This window comes from Shinella sp. S4-D37, from assembly GCF_040812195.1.
Taxonomy (GTDB): domain Bacteria; phylum Pseudomonadota; class Alphaproteobacteria; order Rhizobiales; family Rhizobiaceae; genus Shinella.
Window position 1 is genome coordinate 786,337 of sequence record NZ_JBFNXL010000005.1, and the last position, 16,972, is coordinate 803,308.

The window sequence follows — 16,972 nt, forward strand, 5'->3', positions numbered from 1 at the left end:
CGCAGAATCCGATGTCGGCTCCCCTAGGTGCTGTGAGTATGGCGGACGAACCGGCCGGGGCTCACGCGAGGCGCAGGCCCGACGCGAAGTCACCCGGAACCAAGCGCGAAGGAGACGAAGAAGCAGAAGGAGCGGCTAGCGGCGGCGTGCGCCCTGCGAAAGCAGTCGATGATGGCGCCGTAACGGCAACGGTCGTCCCGGTTGTGGCCGTGGGCGTGGGCGTGGGCGCGTCGGCCGGCGGCATCGAGGCGCTCGGCCGCTTCTTCGATGCGATGCCCGCGGACAGCGGCTGCGCCTTCGTGGTGGTGCTGCATCTCGATCCGAAGCGCGAAAGCGAGATGGCGCATATTCTGGGCACCCGCACGGCGATGCCGGTCGCGCAGGTCGAGGACGGAATGCGGCTCGCGCCCGACCGTGTCTACGTCATCGCGCCCGACACCGATCTGAGCGTGCGGGATGGCGGGCTGCATGTGTCGAGGCCGTCGCGAACCCGTGGCCAGCGTCATCCGGTCGATGTCCTCTTCGCCTCGCTCGCCGCCGACCAGCGCGAACGGGCGATCGCCGTCGTGCTGTCGGGAACCGGCAGCAACGGCACGCAGGGGCTGAAGGAGATCAGGGCCGCGGGCGGCATGAGCCTGGTGCAGGCACCGGAGACCGCGACGTTCGACGGCATGCCGAGGAGCGCGATTTCGGCGGGCATGGCCGATTACGTGCTTGCTCCCGAAAAGATGCCGGAGACGCTGCTTGCCTATATGAGCCACGGCTATGTCGCCGCTCCGGTCGAGATCGAGGCCACGTCGCCGGAGGGCAAGGCTACGCTGGAGCATGTGCTGGAATTGCTGCATGCGCGGGGTGGACGCGACTTCCGCAGCTACAAGCGAACCACGCTGGGACGGCGCGTCCACCGCCGCCTGGGGCTCCGGAACATCGCGACCCTGGACGAATATATGGACGTGTTGCGGGCCAGTGCGGACGAGATGCTGACGCTTGTGGGCGATTTGATGATCAGCGTTACCGGCTTTTTCCGCGATGCCGAGGCATGGAAGGCTCTTGCCGAACTGGTGATCGCGCCGATGGTTGCGGAGCGAGCCAGTGGCGCTTCCATCAGGGTCTGGACCCCGGCCTGTTCCACCGGCGAGGAAGCCTATTCCATCGCCATGCTGATAACCGAGCATGCGGAGGCGGCCGGGAAGCAGTTCGACCTGAAGGTGTTGGCCACCGACGTCCATGAGGACAATCTGCGAAAGGCGCGCGACGGCATCTACCCGGAAGCCGCCACAGTGGCTTTTCCCACCCCCCGGCTCCGGCGCTTCTTTTCCAAACTCGACGGGTCGTTCCAGGTGACCAAGGAGCTGCGCGATATGGTCGTGTTCGCGCCGCAGAACCTTCTCGGCGATCCGCCGTTCTCGCGCCTCGACCTTGTATCATGCCGCAATGTCCTGATCTATCTGGAGCCGGAAGCGCAGCAGCGGATCATCGCGCTGTGTCATTTCGCGCTGCGGCCGGACGGGCATCTGTTCCTCGGCAACGCAGAGACGATCGGGCGGCACGACGATCTGTTCGAGACGGTGTCGAAGAAATGGCGCATCTACCGCCGGATCGGCCCGTCCCGTCCCGATCTCGTCACCTATCCGCCGCCGCGCGGCACGGACGAGACGCCCAGAGCGGGCGGGCCTTCGCGGCGTCTTGCCGAACCGAGCACTCCGGCTGCCGAACTGGCGCGGCGTGTGCTGCTGGAGCGCTATGCGCCCGCCTCGGTGCTGATCGACCGCAAGGGCCGCGTCCTCTATTTCCACGGCACGACCCGAGACTATATCGAGAACCCGCCGGGCGAGCCGACACGGCATCTGCTGACCATGGCGCGCGACGGGCTGGCCACGAAATTGCGATACGCGATCCGCGAGGCGTCGCGGCAGGAGAAAAGCATTACCGTGGACGCCCGCATGCGAGACGGAAAATCCGGTCGGCCAGTCAAGATGACGGCCGCGCCGCTTCCCGATTCGTCGCAAGGCAGCGGCCTGCTCATCGTCAGCTTCATTCCCGGCCCGCCTGTCGACCCTGCCCACGCGCCGACGCGCGAGACCGCCGGTGCAGCGTCAGCCAGCGAACGCGCCCTTCAGGACGAACTGAAGGCGACCCGCGCCGAATTGCAGAACACCATCGATTACATGGAAACGGCATACGAGGAGATGAAGGCTTCGAACGAGGAAGCCACGTCGATGAACGAGGAGCTTCAATCCACCAACGAGGAACTGGAGACCTCGAAGGAGGAGCTGAACACCATCAACAGCCAGCTCCAGCACAAGATCGGGGAGCTGGAAAGCGCGACCAATGACCTGAACAACCTCTTGGCCGGCTCGGAGATTGCGACGCTGTTCCTCGACACCGATTTCCGCATTCGATGGTTCACCCCCGCGACACAGGATCTGTTCGATCTCGTATCGTCGGACATCGGCCGCCCGGTCGCGCATTTCGCGCAGAAATTCGCGGACGAGAACCTGTTGCGGGACGCCGAGGAGGTGTTGAAGAAGCTGTCCACGATAGAGGTCGAGGTGCCAGGCTATTCCGGGCGGTGGTATGCGCGGCGCATGCTGCCTTATCGCACGCGGGACGACCGCATCGCCGGTGTTGTGATCACCTTCAACGATGTCAGTGACCAAAAGCATGCGGCCGGTGCGGTCAATGAGGCGCGCAAGGCCTCGCTTGCCAGCGAGGAGCGACTGAGGCTTGCCCTCGAAGCCGGCCAGCTCGGCAGTTGGGAGCTGGATGTGACGACCGGCACCGCCGTTCGCTCGCTCCGTCATGATGAGATCTTCGGCTATGAGACGCTGCTGCCGGAATGGAGCTATCAGATATTCGTGCGCCACATCCTGCCGGAGGATCGCGATGAGGTGGACCGGCGGTTCCGCACGGCGATCGAAACGGGCAATGAGTGGAATTTCCAATGCCGCATCCAGCGACTCGACAGCGAAATCCGCTGGATCGAGGTAAGCGGCCGCCCCGCGCGGGAGGCGGACGGAACTGTGACCCGCATGTCCGGCATCGTCGCAGACATCACCGAGCGCAGGGAAAGCGAGCTTCATGCCCAGCGGCTGGCCGCGATCGTGCGATCGTCGGAGGACGCGATCATCAGCAAGGATATGGACGGCACCATCGTCAGCTGGAACCAAGGCGCGGAGCGGCTGTTCGGCTATTCCAACGACGAAATCGTCGGCAAATCCGTCATGACGCTGATTCCGCCGGACCGCCATGCCGAAGAAGCGGGAATCATGGATCGCGTCCGCCGCGGTGATCATATCCAGCACTACGAGACCATCCGTCAGCGCAAGGACGGGAGCAGCGTCTGGGTGTCGTTGTCCATCTCGCCGATCCAGGATGCCCGAGGCGTTGTCATCGGCGCGTCCAAGATTGCACGCGACACGACGGAACGCCGGCTCGCCGACGAGCATAGGCAAATCCTCGTGGGCGAACTCAACCACCGCGTCAAGAATACCTTGGCCGTCGTGCAGTCGATCGCCTCGCAGACCCTTGGCGGCGCGTCCTCGATGGCGGAGGCCCGCGACGCTTTCAGTTCCCGGCTGATGAACCTTGCCAAGACGCACGATGTCCTGACCCGCGAAAGCTGGACCGGCGCGAACCTGGCGGACATCGTCGCGGACACGATAAAGCCACATGCTGGCGGACAATCCCGTTTCCGGATCGAAGGACCGTGCTTGCAGCTCGCACCCAGCGCCGCTTTGGCTGTCTCCATGGCGCTGCACGAACTGTCGACCAACGCCGCGAAATACGGGGCGCTTTCTACCGACATGGGCCGGGTCGAGATTTTCTGGCGCGTCGAAGGCGACGGTGAGATGCGCCGGCTCGCGCTGCGCTGGAGGGAGAGCGGTGGTCCGGACGTGATCAAGCCGACACGCAAGGGCTTCGGCTCGCGACTGATCGGGCGGGCGCTGGCCACGGAACTGGGCGGCAAGGTCCGCGTTGAATACAAGCCGTCCGGAGTGGTCTGCACGATCGTCGCGCCGTTGCCCCATGCGGGGGATGTCGGGAGGCCAAGTGAACCACCAGCCAGCGAAACGGATCCTGATCGTTGAGGACGAAGTTCTGGTCGCCATGCATCTCGAAGACCTGCTCACGGGGATGGGGCATCAGGTTGTCGGACCCGCCACCCGTATCGGCCAGGCCATGGAACTTGCCCGAAGAAGCGAGATAGACGCAGTCGTGCTCGACGTGAATCTGGCAGGGAGAAAGTCCTTCCCTGTCGCCGATATCCTGCGGCAACGCGGCATCCCCTTCGTGTTCGCGACCGGATATGGAGCCGAAGGCTTTGTCGATAGATATCGCGCCCAGCCGACCCTACGCAAGCGTTACGAACCCCGAGAACTAGTGTAGATTTGGCGCGCCGGAGAGGATGAAGATGGGAACCGCTATGTCGTTGTAGGTAAAATATAAATTGGCTCTCTCGCACTGGTGAGGCAAGGGATCATGCCAGTGCCCCACGGCGCGAGTTCTATTCGGTCAGCGCAAATGGTGGCCCATTCATTCGATTCTGGCCGATCACAATGACTGTGCAATGGTTCTGCGCGCGCGTGATGCCGTTGTATAGCAGCCTGCGCAGATGTTCCGCGCCGCCTGTAGCGGTATGCGGCCAAAGCACGATGACGTTTGGAAACTCGCGGTTCTTCGCGCGCTGGATTGTCATAACAATATGACCGCGTTGCTGCCGGAAGCCCAGACGCGAACGGTTGCGCACAGACTCCCGCACAAACTCAGTGACTTGCGCGGCGGTGAAAGCCGCATGTACAGCTCGCGCGGCGTCCACTGCGAGCCGGCCGCCACTACATAGCCATTGTTGCTCGCCGGACCGGCTTGCACCATGCACCGCAGACCACCCTTCGTGCGGCTTTCGACGGCCAAGGTGGACGCAGGCTGATAGACATCGACCTCCATCCACGGCGTATCACGAAGAAGCTTGATCTGCGCCGGGTCGGTCAACGCCTCTTTCTGCCCGCGGTAGAGCACGTCGCACTGGTATTCAGCGATGATGAGCGCCAGCCGCGCGATCTCCGCCGGAAAATCACGCAGCTCGATGCCGCGGAAGTTGGTTAGCGGGATGTCCGAACGGCGGTCTTCCTCTCCGCGCCGCTTGTTGATCTCCGCCTCGATCGCCCGCATTTCCTTGTAGGCGATGACAAGGAAGTTGCCGGAGCCGCAGGCCGGGTCGAACACCCTGATCCGCGCCATGCGGTTGCGCAGGTTCAGGAGTTTGCGGGCATTGTCGCCGGCTTCCTCCAGCTTCTCCCGCAGATCGTCGAGAAACAGCGGATTCAGTACCTTCAGGATGTTGGGCACGCTGGTGTAGTGCATGCCGAGCGCGCCGCGCTCCTCGTCGTCCGCGACCGCCTGGATCATTGATCCGAAGATGTCGGGGTTGATCTTCTTCCAGTCGAGATTGCCGATATGCAGCAGGTAGGACCGCGCGATCTTGCTGAAGCGCGGCACGTCGGTCGTGCCGGAAAACAGCCCGCCATTCACATAGGGAAACATGCTGGCCCAACGGGGCAGGTCGGCATGGCCGGGCGCGCCCGCCTTGGTGTTCATGGCACGGAAGATCGTGCTGATGATCTCATGTGTGTTGGCGGAATCAGAACTGCTCATCTGCTCGACCGTCTTGGTGAACAGGTCGGCCTTCTCGAAGATTTCCGTGTCTTCGGCGAAGAAGCAGAAGATCAGCCGCGCCATGAAGTGGTTCATGTCGGGCCGCCGCGCAGCGGTTCCCCAGTCGGGATTGTCCTTCAGCAACTGGACGTAGAGGCGGTTGAGCCGCCCCGTGGCCTTGATGTCGAAGGAGCTTTCGCGGATTTGCCGGACGGTGGTGATGCCGGCGAGCGGCAGGAAGAAGCCGAAATGGTCCGGGAAATCGCGATAGGCGCAGGCGACGGTTTCACCGCTGGTGATGTCCTCGGCCTCGAAGGCCTCGCCATCGGTGGCGAGGACAAACTTGGCCTTCGCCCGGGCCGTCGCCGGGCTGGCCTTCAGCGCCAGCAGGGTCTTAGTGACATCGCCTGCCGGGGCGACGGCGATGTGGATGTTGTTGGTTTGCAGCACGCCGCCGGGAAAGTCGGACTTGTTGGACGCGCCGCTGCGCAGGCGCTTGAGGGTCGTTTCCTTGTTCCCGAACGCTTCGAGGAACGCATACGGAAATTCCACAGGATCGAATGCCTGCTCCGCGAGCGCCGAAATTGCCTCTTCGATCTCAACAGCGTTCATCGATCGTCTGCCCCTGGTCCCCTGTCCGCATCAAACCCTGTCCCGCGCGTCTTCACGACGCCAGCGGCCGGCCCTTGAACGGCTCAACTTTGATCTCATCCTCGCGCTTGCGTGCCTGCGCGATGTCGTAACTATTCTGCATGCGCATCAGCGTCTCCATCGACACGCCGAACGCCTTTTCGATCCGCAGCGCCATGTCCGGCGACAGGGCGGAATGTTCGTTGATGAAGGCCGACAACGCCGCCCGGGTGATACCCAAAGCGCGCGCCGCCTCCGTCACGGACAAGGCATGGCCTTCGATAATCTCTGCGCGCACGAAACTGCCGGGATGGGCAGGTTCGGCCAGCCTGATGTCCTTCCGGGGCGTCACGACAACCTCCAGCGCCGAATCTCAACCCAAAGGCTAGCAGTCGGGTCCAAAGACCGTCAACCGTCACTTGACAGTTGACGTAATACCGGTCCGCATGAATTGCGGACATACCGCGTCCCCGCCTGCTTTGTCTGGTGGGCTCCTGAGCCCTCCTTGATCCGCGCGAGGGATCGTCACCCGCATGGGCCGAGACACCGGCTCGGGCCGCCAGGCTAGAGCCCGGTCCGGCCCGGCCGGACGCGCCAACAGACGGACAAAATCCTCAGCGTGGCTGCGCGATCACGAGGTCAATTCCCAGATCGATACGAGCGATCTCCCGGGCAACAAGCACATCGAGGATGGCCTCCGCCCGATCAGGCGGCGCCGCGCCGTCGGCACCATCCGGCGGCAGCGCCTGCCGCAATCTTCCGGCAATGGCATTCTCCGCCTGACGCAAGGCCGGCGATGCGGCCTCGCGCACGGCGCTGCGCACGTCCCCCGCCGTGCCCCTGAAATCCCCGAAGCGCTTGTCCTTGAACAGGGTGGGCAGACGCCCGGTCAGGCTGTCGAAGGTCTCGACCGCGATCTCTCTGGGCTCCGAGCAGAAATACCCGTAAGACAAGCCCGGCTTGTAGGCGATCGTATGCACCTTGTCGTCCGGCAGCGGCCCTATCTCGTCAGGAGAAAACAGGGCTGAGCTGCGCGCAACCTCCACAGCGTTATAGGCTTTGTTGAATGCCGCCCCATCCTTCAGGCACGGCGCGGCATAGAATACCTGGCCGGGATAGCGGCCTTCCCAATCGATTAGCAGTTGGTGCTGGTCCGACACATCCCGGCGCATGAGCGCGATCCTGAAGAAGTCGAGCGTCAGCCCGGGACATTGCCCGCCGGCGATCTCGAAGGCCCGGGCACGCGTCATCAGTTCCGGCAGCTTGTACTGGAAAAAGAGCGGCACTGCCGGATAGTCGATCCGCACGTCATAGCCTGCCTTCGCCTCCTGCACGAGGTTCGGGAAGATCGGCGCGCCGGTCGGGGCCGAAGCCGAACCGCGGATCAGGTTTTCGGTGAAGGCATAACCGTACGAGAATTCCGAGTACCCGACCTTCATGACAGCCCGACCTGCTGATCCAGCGCCCCCACACGCTCCTGCTCATAGCTTCCCATAGCCACCCTCCCTCAACGTCCAGAATTCTGGTCGCAAACTGTCCTTATGTCCACTCAAATGAACAAAACTTGACGCACCACCTCCCGCCATGCCATAATGTACAAAATTCTGCACATCAACGTGCCTCACGACCAAACCAGTGAACAGACAGGATCACAGACGTGCCGCGCAAGAGAAGCTATTCAAGGGTGACGCATCAGGCGCTGGCGATGCTCGGCAAGCTGATCCGCATCGGCCGGGCCGCGCGCGGCCTGACCGCGCAGGAACTGGCCGACCGTGCCGGCATCAGCCGCACGACTCTCTCCAGCATCGAAAAGGGCGCACCCGGACCTGAGATCGGCATCGTCTTCGAGGTCGCCTCCATCGTGGGTGTGCGGCTGTTCGACTATGACGAGCGCACGCTCCAGATGCACAATGCCCGCCTCGATGAAAAACTGACCCTGCTGCCCAAAAGCGTCCGCCACAGTGTGAAAGAGGTCGATGATGACTTCTAAGACGGGCGCAACAAGAAAAGCCACGACAAGGAAAGCCACCACGAACATCGACCCGACCGAGGCCTTCGTCTGGGTCTGGCTGCCGGACGCCACGGCGCCGGTGGTGGCCGGCCGTCTCGTACAGGATGGCAACCGCCTGCTTTTCACCTACGGCGCGAGCTACCGCCGCCGCGACAACGCGATCGCGCTCTACGAGCCCGAGCTGCCGCTCCAGGAAGGCACGATCGCCCCGCTCAACGGCCTGAATATGGCCAGCTGCATCCGCGACGGCTCGCCCGACGCCTGGGGCCGCCGGGTGATCATCAACCGGCTCACCGGCAGCAAGCCCGATGCCTCCGGCATCCCCGAGATCAGCGAGCTGACCTATCTCCTGCATTCCGGCTCCGACCGGATCGGCGCGCTGGATTTCCAACAATCAGCGACAGAGTATGTCCCCCGGCTTGCCGCACAGGCTTCGCTCGCCGAACTCCAGGAAGCGGCAGCTTTGATCGAAAAGGGTCTGCCGCTCACCCCGGCGCTCGACCAGGCCCTCAATCACGGCACCTCGATCGGCGGCGCGCGCCCCAAGGCGCTGATCGATGACGACGACAGGAAATTCATCGCCAAATTCTCGGCCGGCAACGACACGCACAGCGTGGTGAAGGCGGAATTCATCGCGATGAAGCTGGCCGCATGCTGCGGCCTGAACGTCGCCCCTGTGTTCATGACCCGCGCCGCACAGAAGGACGTGCTGCTGATCGAGCGCTTTGACCGCACCCGCACCCAAAATGGCTGGACCCGGCGCGCGATGGTGTCAGCGCTGACCATGCTCGGCCTCGATGAGATGATGGCCCGCTACGCCTCCTACGAAGACCTCGCTGAACTGATCCGCCACCGTTTCACCGACCCGAAGGATACGCTACGGGAACTCTACGGCCGCATCTGCTTCAATATTCTCTGCGGCAATACGGACGACCACGCGCGCAATCACGCCGCCTTCTGGGACGGGCAGAACCTGGCCCTCACGCCGGCCTATGACATCTGCCCGCAAAACCGCACCGGCAGCGAAGCCACCCAGGCGATGCTGATCAAGGGCGACGCCCGCGCCAGCACGCTCGCCACCTGCCTCAATGCCGCCCCCGACTACCATCTCAAGGACGCCGAGGCCGCCGCGCTGATCGAACAGCAACTGGAAACGATCGCCCGTCACTGGCCCGCGATCTGCGATGAAGCACAGCTCAGCCCCGTCGACCGCAAACTGTTCGCCGGACGGCAGTTCCTCAACCTCTACGCGCTCGTAGGGCTCGAAGGCCACAAGGCTTTGCAGGACGTCTACCGTGCCGCCCGCAATGGCCTCATCGGCGGGAACACCTGACATGGTGACACGCCCCGGACGGTTCTGCGCCCTCGAACTTTTCGGAACCGTGTTTCCGGAACTGTGCCCGCCAATGAACGGCCGCATGGCGAAGGCCCTGCGTTTTCTCAGATTCGACGTAAAGGGCTCGTAGGGAATGGGAAATCTCACATACTTTGCCTATGGCTCCAACATGCTGGAAGAGCGGCTGCGGCAACGCTCCCCGTCCGCGCGAGCAACCGCCGTTGCACGACTGGAGGGCTGGACGCTCTCATTTCACAAGCGAAGCAAGGACGGATCGGGAAAGGCATCAATCGCCCCCTCCGAGGAACAGGACGCAACCGTCTACGGCGTGCTCTACGAGTTAGATAGCAGTGACCTCGAAGCGCTGGATCGCTTCGAAGGCTATGGAAGCGGCTACGATCGCCGCTCGATCGATGTGACAATCATCACCACCGGCGAAACGGTGACGGCCATGACCTATCTGGCTAGCGAAGAAGCCATTGATCCATCCCTCTCCCCGTACGACTGGTATCTCAAGCTGATTATCGCGGGCGCAAAGGAGCACTCATTGCCGGAATCTTACGTTGAGGAGCTGGCCGGCGTTCACGCGAACTCAGACCCGATACAGGATCGGCCGGCACAGCGTGAGGCGCTGGCCCTCCTGAAGAAAGTGCAGAAGCCATGACCGTCACCGTCAACACTGCCACACCAGATGCTACCAAGATCGCCGGCACCAAGACTGTCGCGGACTGGAAAGCCCTGTGCGCCAAGCTAGACACCGCGCCAACGCGAGAGCTGTGGGCGAAGGCCTACGACGAGTTTTTCCTTGCGCGGCTCGAATCCCGGTATTTTTCGCCGATCAGGACGTTGGAGAAGAACCCTGCGCATCTTGGCGAAGGATTTGCCATCGTCGCCATTCTTTGTTCGCTCGTCGAGTTTCTTGAGTCCACCTTCCAGGGCAAGACCTATCGCTATAAACGAAAAAAAGATCCCGCTCTAACGGAGCATGAATATGGAGAGAGCGGAAAAATATTCGCCGCCTTCCTAGTTAATCGCACACCCTTCAAAAGCGTCTTTGATCAGCCATTGGCCGAAGATTTTTATGCCAACGTCCGGTGCGGACTATTGCACGAAGCACGCTCCAAAGGGGGGTGGCTGATCCGCACGGGCAAGGACACGGACCCGATGATCGACGCCGCGAGGAAAATTATCTTTCGCAAAAGCTTGCAGAAGGGGTTTGACGACCTCCTGAAATACTACAGAGCGCAGCTGCTGACCGACAACGCCCTCCAAGACGCCTTCAAGAGAAGGATGAACAGCCTTTGTCTTGAATAGCATGTTTTTCACGCCTGCTTCGTCTGGAGCCACCCGTCGCCCTCACCAATTGAGGGGCGGCGGCGGCAACAGCCGAAGCGGAGACCTGCTTTGGTGGTGGACTCCTGAGCCCTCGTTACCTGCGCGAAGGATCGTCACCCGGATGGGCCGAGACGCTGTGCGGCTCGGCGCGGTAGCGTAGAGCCTGACCCGGCAGGGACGCGCCAAGACTACCGCTCCCGCTCAAAATCCTTCCCGTCGTCACCGCGCTCCGGCCCGCGGGCAGAACGCGAGCGCCTGATCCGCCGCCCGCCGGACCCGCCATCATCGCCGCCGCCATCACTATCCCGCGCCGCGTCCCGGAACTTGTCGGCGAGCGGCAGTTCGGTCCAGTGCACCTCCGGCAGACCCGTGGCGGGCGCGCCCGGATCGGGACCGCGCGGCACCGGCACCTCCGCCGCCACCTCCCGCGCCCGCCGCCGCCGTCGGCGGCGGCGACCATCACCACCACCACCGCCGCCGCCATCCCCACGCTCGCCCTCCTCACGCCCGCCGCGCTTATCCTCTTTCACCGCCGGCCGCACCGATCCGGCGAAGGCCTCACGCAACGCGCTGCCTTGTTCCTTCTCCTGCCGATCGACGGTGATGACGATCTCCTGATCCTGGACCCCGCGATCAGCATGACGATCATGATGATCATCATCACGCTGATGATCGCGCTTGCGATAGCGGTCCTTCGCCTTGTGCGGCACGGCGGACCGGCCTTTGGGCTTCAGCGCCAGAGTCAGCGCCGGCATGTGCTCATGGCCTGCGCGCTGGCGCACGCGCTCCTCGCGGCGCTGCGCGACTTCGTAGCTTTTCAGCTCGCGCGCCTCGATCTGTGCGAGCGCCCGCACTTCCCGCGCGATAGTAACGGCCTGCAACGCCTGGCGGTGTGCGAGGGCGCGTTTGTCATCGGCCTGCCGCTCCGCAAGCGCGGCCTTCTCCGTCATATAGGCCGCATGACGCTGCGCGTCGCGATGCTTGTGGATCTTCGCGATAACGAAACTCACGCCCGTCACCCGCCCGAGAAAGGCCGCAAGCCCGGTCGGCTTCGCGGCTTCGCGCGCCGCCTTCACCCGCCGCATTTCGGCGAGATAGCGCGCCTTCAGCGCCTGCCGCGCGGCAAGCTGCTCCCGCGCCAGCGCCGCCCGCTCATCACGTTGGCACGCCCGCAAGGACGCTTGCGTGGCCTCCACCTTCTGCCGCCGCGCCGCCTGGGCGGCCTTGAGCCTGTCGAGCGCCTTGCCGTCACGCTGGCTTCTGGCGAAATCCTCTCGCGCCTGACGATGCTGCGCGACGAGCGCCTTCGCCTCGTCCACAGTCGGAAGGGATTCCGGCGGGAACTCCGCCTCTAGGAAAGTGCGGATATCCTTCGTCCGCACGCTGCGGTCATCGATCAGTTTCGGCAGCGAATTCATATCGCCGTAGAGATCGACAAGGATATAGGGCCGCTTGCCCGTGGCAAGGACATAGCCCATTTCCTCCAGCGCCCGGACGAAGGCCTTCGGGCTGTCGCTGTGTTTCCACGCGGCGGTTACGGCAGCCATGCGGTCTTCCTTCGTGACCCCGGAATTCCGCTGCTGCTGCATTTCATAGAGCGATTTGCGCTTGCGGTCATCGCCGCCGCGCTCATAACCGGCGGGCAGCGTAAGACCATGATCGCGGGCAAACTCCCGCGTGACCATCATCAGCTTTTCATGGTCAAAGGCCTGATGGATCGCCTTGCCGGCCTGCGCATCGATGCGTGACCAGACGATGTGGCAATGCTCGCGCCCGTTCTTGATATGGTAGATCATGGCGCGCGGCTGGCCGGTCAGGCCCATCGCCTCTTCAACGCGCTGCGCATAATCGCGATACTGATCGCGGCTGAGCTGCCCCTGACCGAGGTCAGGATTAACCGAAAGGCTGTAGAGGTAATTCCGGCATTTGGTCAGGTTATGGGCGATCGCCTCCCATTCGGCAAACGCGCCATGCAGATCGGACGCGACCGCGCCGCGGACCTCCGCCAGCTCGACATATTCATTGTCATGGGCATTGAGAAGGTGGGTGGCGAGGTCCTGCCCGCCGGCACGCTGGCTGGCCTTGGGGATCATGGCTTGCGCCCCAGGGCCGACAGCAATGCGGCGCGGATTTCATGAAGGTCGCGGACCGCCTCTTCGAGCAGCGCGGGATCTGTGCCATCGGTGTGGCCCAGCTCCCGCAGGCAATCATGCAGGCGCGCAGTTTCGGAGAGGAGCCGTGCGATCTGCTGCTGCTCGATCGGCGCGCGCCGGACCTGACGGGGGGCTGAGGATTCGAAGATGGCGTGCGTGATGAAAGCATTGGCGGAGAGCCCTGATTTTTCCACGCGCGTGCGGAATTCCTCGCGGAGGGCTTCCGGCGGGCGATAGGAAATCGGGGCATCACGTTTCTTCTTCTCCGTCATGGCACATCAAATAAATGCGCCGCCGCATCGCCGGCCGCGCGCATTCCTCGCGCCATCATCGCCGCCCATCAGTTCCGCCGACGCGGGTTCAGGGGAGCGTCATCCCCTGATCGATGGGTTTGCAAAGGGAGAGCCGACATCGCCCTTTGCGCGAAGCCGGTGCCGCAACACCGGTCGTGGTTCAGGACGCGAAAGTCCTGACCGTGGTTGCAAGGGCGCGGAAGCCCCCTGCCTGATGGGTCCGGGGAGAGCAGCAATCTCCCCCGGTCGTGACGCAACGGCGAAACGTTGCTTCAGCCGGGGCGGGTTCGATACCCGCCAACTTCTGCGACCGGCTGACAGCATCCGTTGGACCGAATCCGCCCCTTGCGGATTCGCAGCCTTACGGATGCCACCGGGGGGTCCGCGGGGGATGTGAAATCCCCCCGGCAAGGTGCGCGTGGTACTACCACGCACACCTTGTACAAGGCCCTATTCGAACGGCCCCGGCTTTCTTTCATTATAGCTGAGGACGGGACGGAAATGGAAATATGTACGCCGTTTCCGCAAGCGGATCGTCATGCACATTACATGGTGACAGCAAGACCTGCACGAGGTTTCACGCGGAGAACAGACCGCTGCCATCATCACATTACGCACCATCGAAAAACGCAGCACCAGTATTTCTGGAATGTAAATCACAATCCCGAGGAACGCCGGTGCGGGAGATGGCACGGTGGATATGCAGGGCGCTCCCCTCACACAGCCCGGTTTACAGGTGAGGTCGACCAAGGACACCTATGACCGGCTCCAGCAGGCCTACGAGCATTTCAATCGCGCACTGTTCGACGGCACGCTGCCGAACGCGCTGATTACATTGCAGCGCCGACCGCCGGAAAGAGCGGCAAACGCCTGCGCTATTGCTGCCCGGAATGCGACCTGAAGGCCTGGGCAAAACAAAATGCCCGCCTGATGTGCGGCGACTATATGGTGTCGATGATCGCCGCCGCAGAATAAAAAATAACGGCGCGCACCGGCGGGGCGCGCCGTTATTGATGTCCGCAGCGCGCGGCTAAAAAAATGTCATCTGCCGCGCTTGCTCTTCCCGCTTCCTCCATGCTCGGCGATCGGCCTCGGTGTGGAGCGCGTCATGACGCGCTCCCGACTTCGTTGTGATAGAGGCGCGCGGCGCCTTGATCGCTGGCGGCGAAGTCGATCCCAGCGGCGTGGCACCAGTGACGGATGTCTACCAGGAGGTCGATGATCGCGTTTTCGTCGTAGTATGCCGCAAGGCCTCTGGCCCATGCCGCCCGCGCGAGAGCGGCGCGAGCGGCGTTGATCTGAACGGCACAATCCATGATACATCCTCCTTCAAAGCGTGAGGGGGCGCTTACGCGCCCGCCTCTTCGCTGGTTTCGGAGGGCACCCGGAGGACGACGCGTCCGCCATTGACCGGGACTAGGTCGAGCTGCAGCGTGTAGCCTTCACCGTCCTTGTGATCCCAGGCGGCACCGATGCGGGTCCAGAAGGATTTCTCGCCCTTTTCATCGACGTGCCAGGCGATGAAGGCCGGGCCTTTGGGTTCGCGGGCGGGTTTGCTGTTACGGTTCTCATAGCGTGCCATTGTTAAGCTCCTTTCGCTTTGGGTTTGTCCTCGACACGCCACATTGAGGAACGGGCGGAAAAGCAGCCGGTTCAAGGTGGAAACGCGGGAGGGGGATCGCCCGCCTTGCAGGCTTGCCGAAAGGCGGGGATACCCGCGTTTTCCCCGTCAGGGCCGTAAGGGCCTTGAAACGGCTGCGCGCCCGGTCAGTTTGGGGCGTAATCAGTCGAGGACATCCCATCGCGAACGAGGTGGCCATACCGGCACGCCGGCACCGGAACAGAGAATTGACCGTGTTATCTCGCCGGCGATCAATAGTCAGGAACACGTTGCCAAAGGTGCAATAAGGGCCTTTACGGATGACCCGCTTGACCTCTCCGCCCAGGCGATTGCGGACTTTTACACGTTCGCCAAACTCATCCGATGGATTGATAAACAGCACACAGCCCTGTGAGTGCTGCACCGCATATTCGTCCTCAATCTCCCCCAATATCTCTGCAAGCGCCTGCTTCATTTCCTGCAGGCTTAACTCTCCTAAAAATCGTATCTGCATCTCCGTATTCCGCTCGTAATCATCATCAAATAATAGCCATAACAACTATAAGTATATTCTACCGCTTGCATGCAATCGCGTGCAAATTTGAAACGGCAAAATCCAGAGTTTCCAAGGCCTGCGGCCCTGTTGCAACGCGAAAACCCCTACCTTTTTCGCAAGCTTTAAGCGCAGATTTCTGCCGTGAACTGGCCCTTTTTGCTCCTTCCTTTCCTCGTCCGCCCGCCTCATCGTGCCTGTTGCTGATGATGTGTGCCTGAGCCGCATAGGCTCCGATGGGCGGGGCCTCCGACAAAGGAGGACACAATGTCTAAACAGTTCACTTCCGCCACTCTGCACCGCATGACGCTTGCCGAATTACAGGTACTGCAGCACCGCCTTCTGCAAATGCTCGCAACCACAACGCCTGGCTCTGCCGCCCATCGCGACACGCGTACAGCGCTCGATGCTGTTCGCTGCATGATCCTGCATAAGCAGCGCAGCCTTGCCCCGCGCTTCTAGCGCGGGGTTTCGGCGCGGAAGATACATGCATGTGCTGGCGATACTTCCTGCTCAAACATGGGGAGAGCCGCTATGCGCCGTATTGATGACTTCACCGATCTTGCGAACGAAACGCTGATCCGCCCGGACGGGCTGGATGATGATTTCTGCCACTGGGTGCATTGCTATTTCCTCGAACGCGACATGCTGCCTGATGAAGAAGACTTCCAAATACTGATCAACGCGCTCGTCAGGGGATTGCTCAATAACCCGCAAGATCGTGCCTTCCTCGCGCGCACGCTCGACCCGCTCCATCCCATAGAAGACTGACCTCACAACAAAGCCCGCAATCGCTCCCGATTGCGGGCTTTGTCATGGCCTAAGCCGCATTTCCTCGTGCTTTCCACGCGGAGTCCCGCGCGCCAGGCCCGTCAAATTCTCCTGCAAATCGCAGGAGAAACCTATGCAAGCCACTCTTCATATCCGCGTCCCGCCATCCTTTCTGCACTGGGTCCAGCACGAATGCCGCGCCCGGGCTCCGCAGCATATGCCCGGTATCGAATCTTTCATCCTGCAGGCGCTTGTCCACCATGCTGCCGGCGGCTTGCTCTCGAAAGCGGCCACGGATGCGCTCTTTGCCGATGCAATGATTTCCTACACCGCCGCCTGGGAAGAGATCGTGGATTGCCCGATCGACCGCCCTGTCGCGCCGCGCCCGCGCGGTTAAGATCATGCACAGCGCATCCCCCATCACGACAAAAGACAGGCACCGGCAAACACCGCCTGCCGATTTGCGCGTCGTGCTGGACATGGATGCCGACCACCCCATCACAGAAGAAGAACTCGATATCCTCGAAGCCTTTTTATTTCAGGAAATACAGGCTCTTCTCAAAGATGACGACTCGAAACAGCCACAAATCCAGGCCAGTCTTGCCACGATTTCATAAAGCCCGAGGGTCCTCCCC

Annotated in this window: 19 protein-coding genes and 1 pseudogene; 11 read left to right on the forward strand and 9 right to left on the reverse strand. The window is 62.4% G+C overall.

Annotated elements, in window-relative coordinates; translation table 11 throughout:
- Window positions 1-38: 38 nt before the first annotated feature.
- On the forward strand, window positions 39-4,091 hold the full coding sequence (locus AB3G45_RS11275) for a chemotaxis protein CheB (protein WP_367830634.1): 4,053 nt from the start codon (window positions 39-41) through the stop codon (window positions 4,089-4,091).
- Window positions 4,054-4,389: a response regulator gene (locus AB3G45_RS11280; protein WP_367830635.1), complete on the forward strand. Its 336-nt coding sequence runs from the start codon at window positions 4,054-4,056 to the stop codon at window positions 4,387-4,389. The genes AB3G45_RS11275 and AB3G45_RS11280 overlap by 38 nt, the downstream gene beginning before the upstream one ends.
- A 118-nt stretch (window positions 4,390-4,507) precedes the next feature.
- On the opposite strand, the gene AB3G45_RS11285 is transcribed toward AB3G45_RS11280, so the two are convergent.
- The 4 genes and pseudogenes from AB3G45_RS11285 to AB3G45_RS11300 form a co-directional block, all read right to left on the reverse strand.
- The gene (locus AB3G45_RS11285; RefSeq protein ID WP_367830636.1) at window positions 4,508-4,699 is read right to left on the reverse strand and encodes an ATP-binding domain-containing protein; all 192 of its coding nucleotides are present in this window, start codon (window positions 4,697-4,699) and stop codon (window positions 4,508-4,510) included.
- Window positions 4,700-4,989: 290 nt separating this feature from the next.
- A pseudogene (locus AB3G45_RS11290) lies at window positions 4,990-6,267 on the reverse strand (DNA methyltransferase); the annotation flags it as partial.
- A 52-nt stretch (window positions 6,268-6,319) separates the two neighbouring features.
- Window positions 6,320-6,637: a HigA family addiction module antitoxin gene (locus AB3G45_RS11295; RefSeq protein WP_367830637.1), complete on the reverse strand. Its 318-nt coding sequence runs from the start codon at window positions 6,635-6,637 to the stop codon at window positions 6,320-6,322.
- Between the two features lie 262 nt (window positions 6,638-6,899).
- Complete coding sequence (locus AB3G45_RS11300) at window positions 6,900-7,724, reverse strand: hypothetical protein (protein ID WP_367830638.1); 825 nt, start codon at window positions 7,722-7,724, stop codon at window positions 6,900-6,902.
- Between the two features lie 266 nt (window positions 7,725-7,990).
- On the opposite strand from AB3G45_RS11300, the gene AB3G45_RS11305 reads away from it, so the two are divergent.
- The 4 genes from AB3G45_RS11305 (at window position 7,991) to AB3G45_RS11320 (ending at window position 10,946) form a co-directional block, all read left to right on the forward strand.
- On the forward strand, window positions 7,991-8,275 hold the full coding sequence (locus AB3G45_RS11305) for a helix-turn-helix transcriptional regulator (RefSeq protein WP_276200643.1): 285 nt from the start codon (window positions 7,991-7,993) through the stop codon (window positions 8,273-8,275).
- The gene (locus AB3G45_RS11310) at window positions 8,265-9,629 is read left to right on the forward strand and encodes a type II toxin-antitoxin system HipA family toxin (RefSeq protein WP_367830639.1); all 1,365 of its coding nucleotides are present in this window, start codon (window positions 8,265-8,267) and stop codon (window positions 9,627-9,629) included. Before AB3G45_RS11305 ends, AB3G45_RS11310 begins: the two co-directional genes overlap by 11 nt.
- A 136-nt stretch (window positions 9,630-9,765) precedes the next feature.
- Window positions 9,766-10,296 (forward strand): gamma-glutamylcyclotransferase family protein, encoded by a 531-nt coding sequence (locus AB3G45_RS11315; RefSeq protein ID WP_367830640.1) that lies wholly within the window; start codon window positions 9,766-9,768, stop codon window positions 10,294-10,296.
- Window positions 10,293-10,946 carry a hypothetical protein gene (locus tag AB3G45_RS11320; protein ID WP_367830641.1) on the forward strand — a complete coding sequence of 218 codons (654 nt, stop codon included), beginning with the start codon at window positions 10,293-10,295 and terminating at the stop codon, window positions 10,944-10,946. The genes AB3G45_RS11315 and AB3G45_RS11320 overlap by 4 nt, the downstream gene beginning before the upstream one ends.
- Before the next feature lie 209 nt (window positions 10,947-11,155).
- On the opposite strand, the gene AB3G45_RS11325 is transcribed toward AB3G45_RS11320, so the two are convergent.
- Both AB3G45_RS11325 and AB3G45_RS11330 read right to left on the reverse strand, forming a co-directional pair.
- A complete protein-coding gene (locus tag AB3G45_RS11325) occupies window positions 11,156-13,060 on the reverse strand; it encodes a relaxase/mobilization nuclease domain-containing protein (protein ID WP_367830642.1) in 1,905 nt (634 codons plus the stop codon).
- Window positions 13,057-13,392, reverse strand: coding sequence for a hypothetical protein (locus tag AB3G45_RS11330; protein ID WP_367830643.1), 336 nt, complete (start codon window positions 13,390-13,392; stop codon window positions 13,057-13,059). Before AB3G45_RS11330 ends, AB3G45_RS11325 begins: the two co-directional genes overlap by 4 nt.
- 715 nt (window positions 13,393-14,107) lie before the next feature.
- Here AB3G45_RS11330 and AB3G45_RS11335 point away from each other — a divergent pair.
- On the forward strand, window positions 14,108-14,314 hold the full coding sequence (locus AB3G45_RS11335) for a hypothetical protein (protein ID WP_367830644.1): 207 nt from the start codon (window positions 14,108-14,110) through the stop codon (window positions 14,312-14,314).
- 205 nt (window positions 14,315-14,519) lie between these two features.
- Here the strand turns inward: AB3G45_RS11335 and AB3G45_RS11340 are convergent, their stop codons facing one another.
- Genes AB3G45_RS11340 through AB3G45_RS11350 form a run of 3 tightly spaced genes read right to left on the reverse strand, consistent with a single transcriptional unit; the run spans window position 14,520 to window position 15,527 of the window.
- Window positions 14,520-14,729: a hypothetical protein gene (locus AB3G45_RS11340; protein ID WP_367830645.1), complete on the reverse strand. Its 210-nt coding sequence runs from the start codon at window positions 14,727-14,729 to the stop codon at window positions 14,520-14,522.
- A 32-nt stretch (window positions 14,730-14,761) separates the two neighbouring features.
- Complete coding sequence (locus AB3G45_RS11345; RefSeq protein WP_367830646.1) at window positions 14,762-14,995, reverse strand: hypothetical protein; 234 nt, start codon at window positions 14,993-14,995, stop codon at window positions 14,762-14,764.
- Entirely contained in the window at window positions 14,982-15,527 is a 546-nt protein-coding gene (locus AB3G45_RS11350) for a hypothetical protein (protein WP_367830647.1), read from the reverse strand. Before AB3G45_RS11350 ends, AB3G45_RS11345 begins: the two co-directional genes overlap by 14 nt.
- A gap of 306 nt (window positions 15,528-15,833) precedes the next feature.
- On the opposite strand from AB3G45_RS11350, the gene AB3G45_RS11355 reads away from it, so the two are divergent.
- The 4 genes from AB3G45_RS11355 to AB3G45_RS11370 all read left to right on the forward strand — a co-directional run bounded on the left by AB3G45_RS11355 (window position 15,834) and on the right by AB3G45_RS11370 (window position 16,954).
- Window positions 15,834-16,028, forward strand: a complete 195-nt coding sequence (locus AB3G45_RS11355; protein ID WP_367830648.1) for a hypothetical protein — start codon at window positions 15,834-15,836, stop codon at window positions 16,026-16,028.
- Window positions 16,029-16,100: 72 nt separating this feature from the next.
- Window positions 16,101-16,337 (forward strand): hypothetical protein, encoded by a 237-nt coding sequence (locus AB3G45_RS11360; RefSeq protein ID WP_367830649.1) that lies wholly within the window; start codon window positions 16,101-16,103, stop codon window positions 16,335-16,337.
- A gap of 133 nt (window positions 16,338-16,470) precedes the next feature.
- Entirely contained in the window at window positions 16,471-16,734 is a 264-nt protein-coding gene (locus AB3G45_RS11365) for a hypothetical protein (protein WP_367830650.1), read from the forward strand.
- Window positions 16,735-16,738: 4 nt separating this feature from the next.
- Entirely contained in the window at window positions 16,739-16,954 is a 216-nt protein-coding gene (locus AB3G45_RS11370) for a hypothetical protein (RefSeq protein ID WP_367830651.1), read from the forward strand.
- Window positions 16,955-16,972 lie beyond the last annotated feature (18 nt).

Coding starts and splice junctions, on each gene's coding strand:
- AB3G45_RS11325 (WP_367830642.1), bottom strand. CDS start 13,060: ATGATCCCCAAGGCCAGCCAGCGTGCCGGCGGGCAGGACCTCGCCACC.
- AB3G45_RS11355 (WP_367830648.1), top strand. CDS start 15,834: ATGTCTAAACAGTTCACTTCCGCCACTCTGCACCGCATGACGCTTGCC.
- AB3G45_RS11305 (WP_276200643.1), top strand. CDS start 7,991: ATGCTCGGCAAGCTGATCCGCATCGGCCGGGCCGCGCGCGGCCTGACC.
- AB3G45_RS11315 (WP_367830640.1), top strand. CDS start 9,766: ATGGGAAATCTCACATACTTTGCCTATGGCTCCAACATGCTGGAAGAG.
- AB3G45_RS11360 (WP_367830649.1), top strand. CDS start 16,101: ATGCGCCGTATTGATGACTTCACCGATCTTGCGAACGAAACGCTGATC.
- AB3G45_RS11275 (WP_367830634.1), top strand. CDS start 39: ATGGCGGACGAACCGGCCGGGGCTCACGCGAGGCGCAGGCCCGACGCG.
- AB3G45_RS11300 (WP_367830638.1), bottom strand. CDS start 7,724: ATGAAGGTCGGGTACTCGGAATTCTCGTACGGTTATGCCTTCACCGAA.
- AB3G45_RS11370 (WP_367830651.1), top strand. CDS start 16,739: ATGCACAGCGCATCCCCCATCACGACAAAAGACAGGCACCGGCAAACA.
- AB3G45_RS11345 (WP_367830646.1), bottom strand. CDS start 14,995: ATGGCACGCTATGAGAACCGTAACAGCAAACCCGCCCGCGAACCCAAA.
- AB3G45_RS11330 (WP_367830643.1), bottom strand. CDS start 13,392: ATGACGGAGAAGAAGAAACGTGATGCCCCGATTTCCTATCGCCCGCCG.
- AB3G45_RS11310 (WP_367830639.1), top strand. CDS start 8,265: ATGACTTCTAAGACGGGCGCAACAAGAAAAGCCACGACAAGGAAAGCC.
- AB3G45_RS11350 (WP_367830647.1), bottom strand. CDS start 15,527: ATGCAGATACGATTTTTAGGAGAGTTAAGCCTGCAGGAAATGAAGCAG.
- AB3G45_RS11365 (WP_367830650.1), top strand. CDS start 16,471: ATGCAAGCCACTCTTCATATCCGCGTCCCGCCATCCTTTCTGCACTGG.
- AB3G45_RS11340 (WP_367830645.1), bottom strand. CDS start 14,729: ATGGATTGTGCCGTTCAGATCAACGCCGCTCGCGCCGCTCTCGCGCGG.
- AB3G45_RS11285 (WP_367830636.1), bottom strand. CDS start 4,699: ATGACAATCCAGCGCGCGAAGAACCGCGAGTTTCCAAACGTCATCGTG.
- AB3G45_RS11320 (WP_367830641.1), top strand. CDS start 10,293: ATGACCGTCACCGTCAACACTGCCACACCAGATGCTACCAAGATCGCC.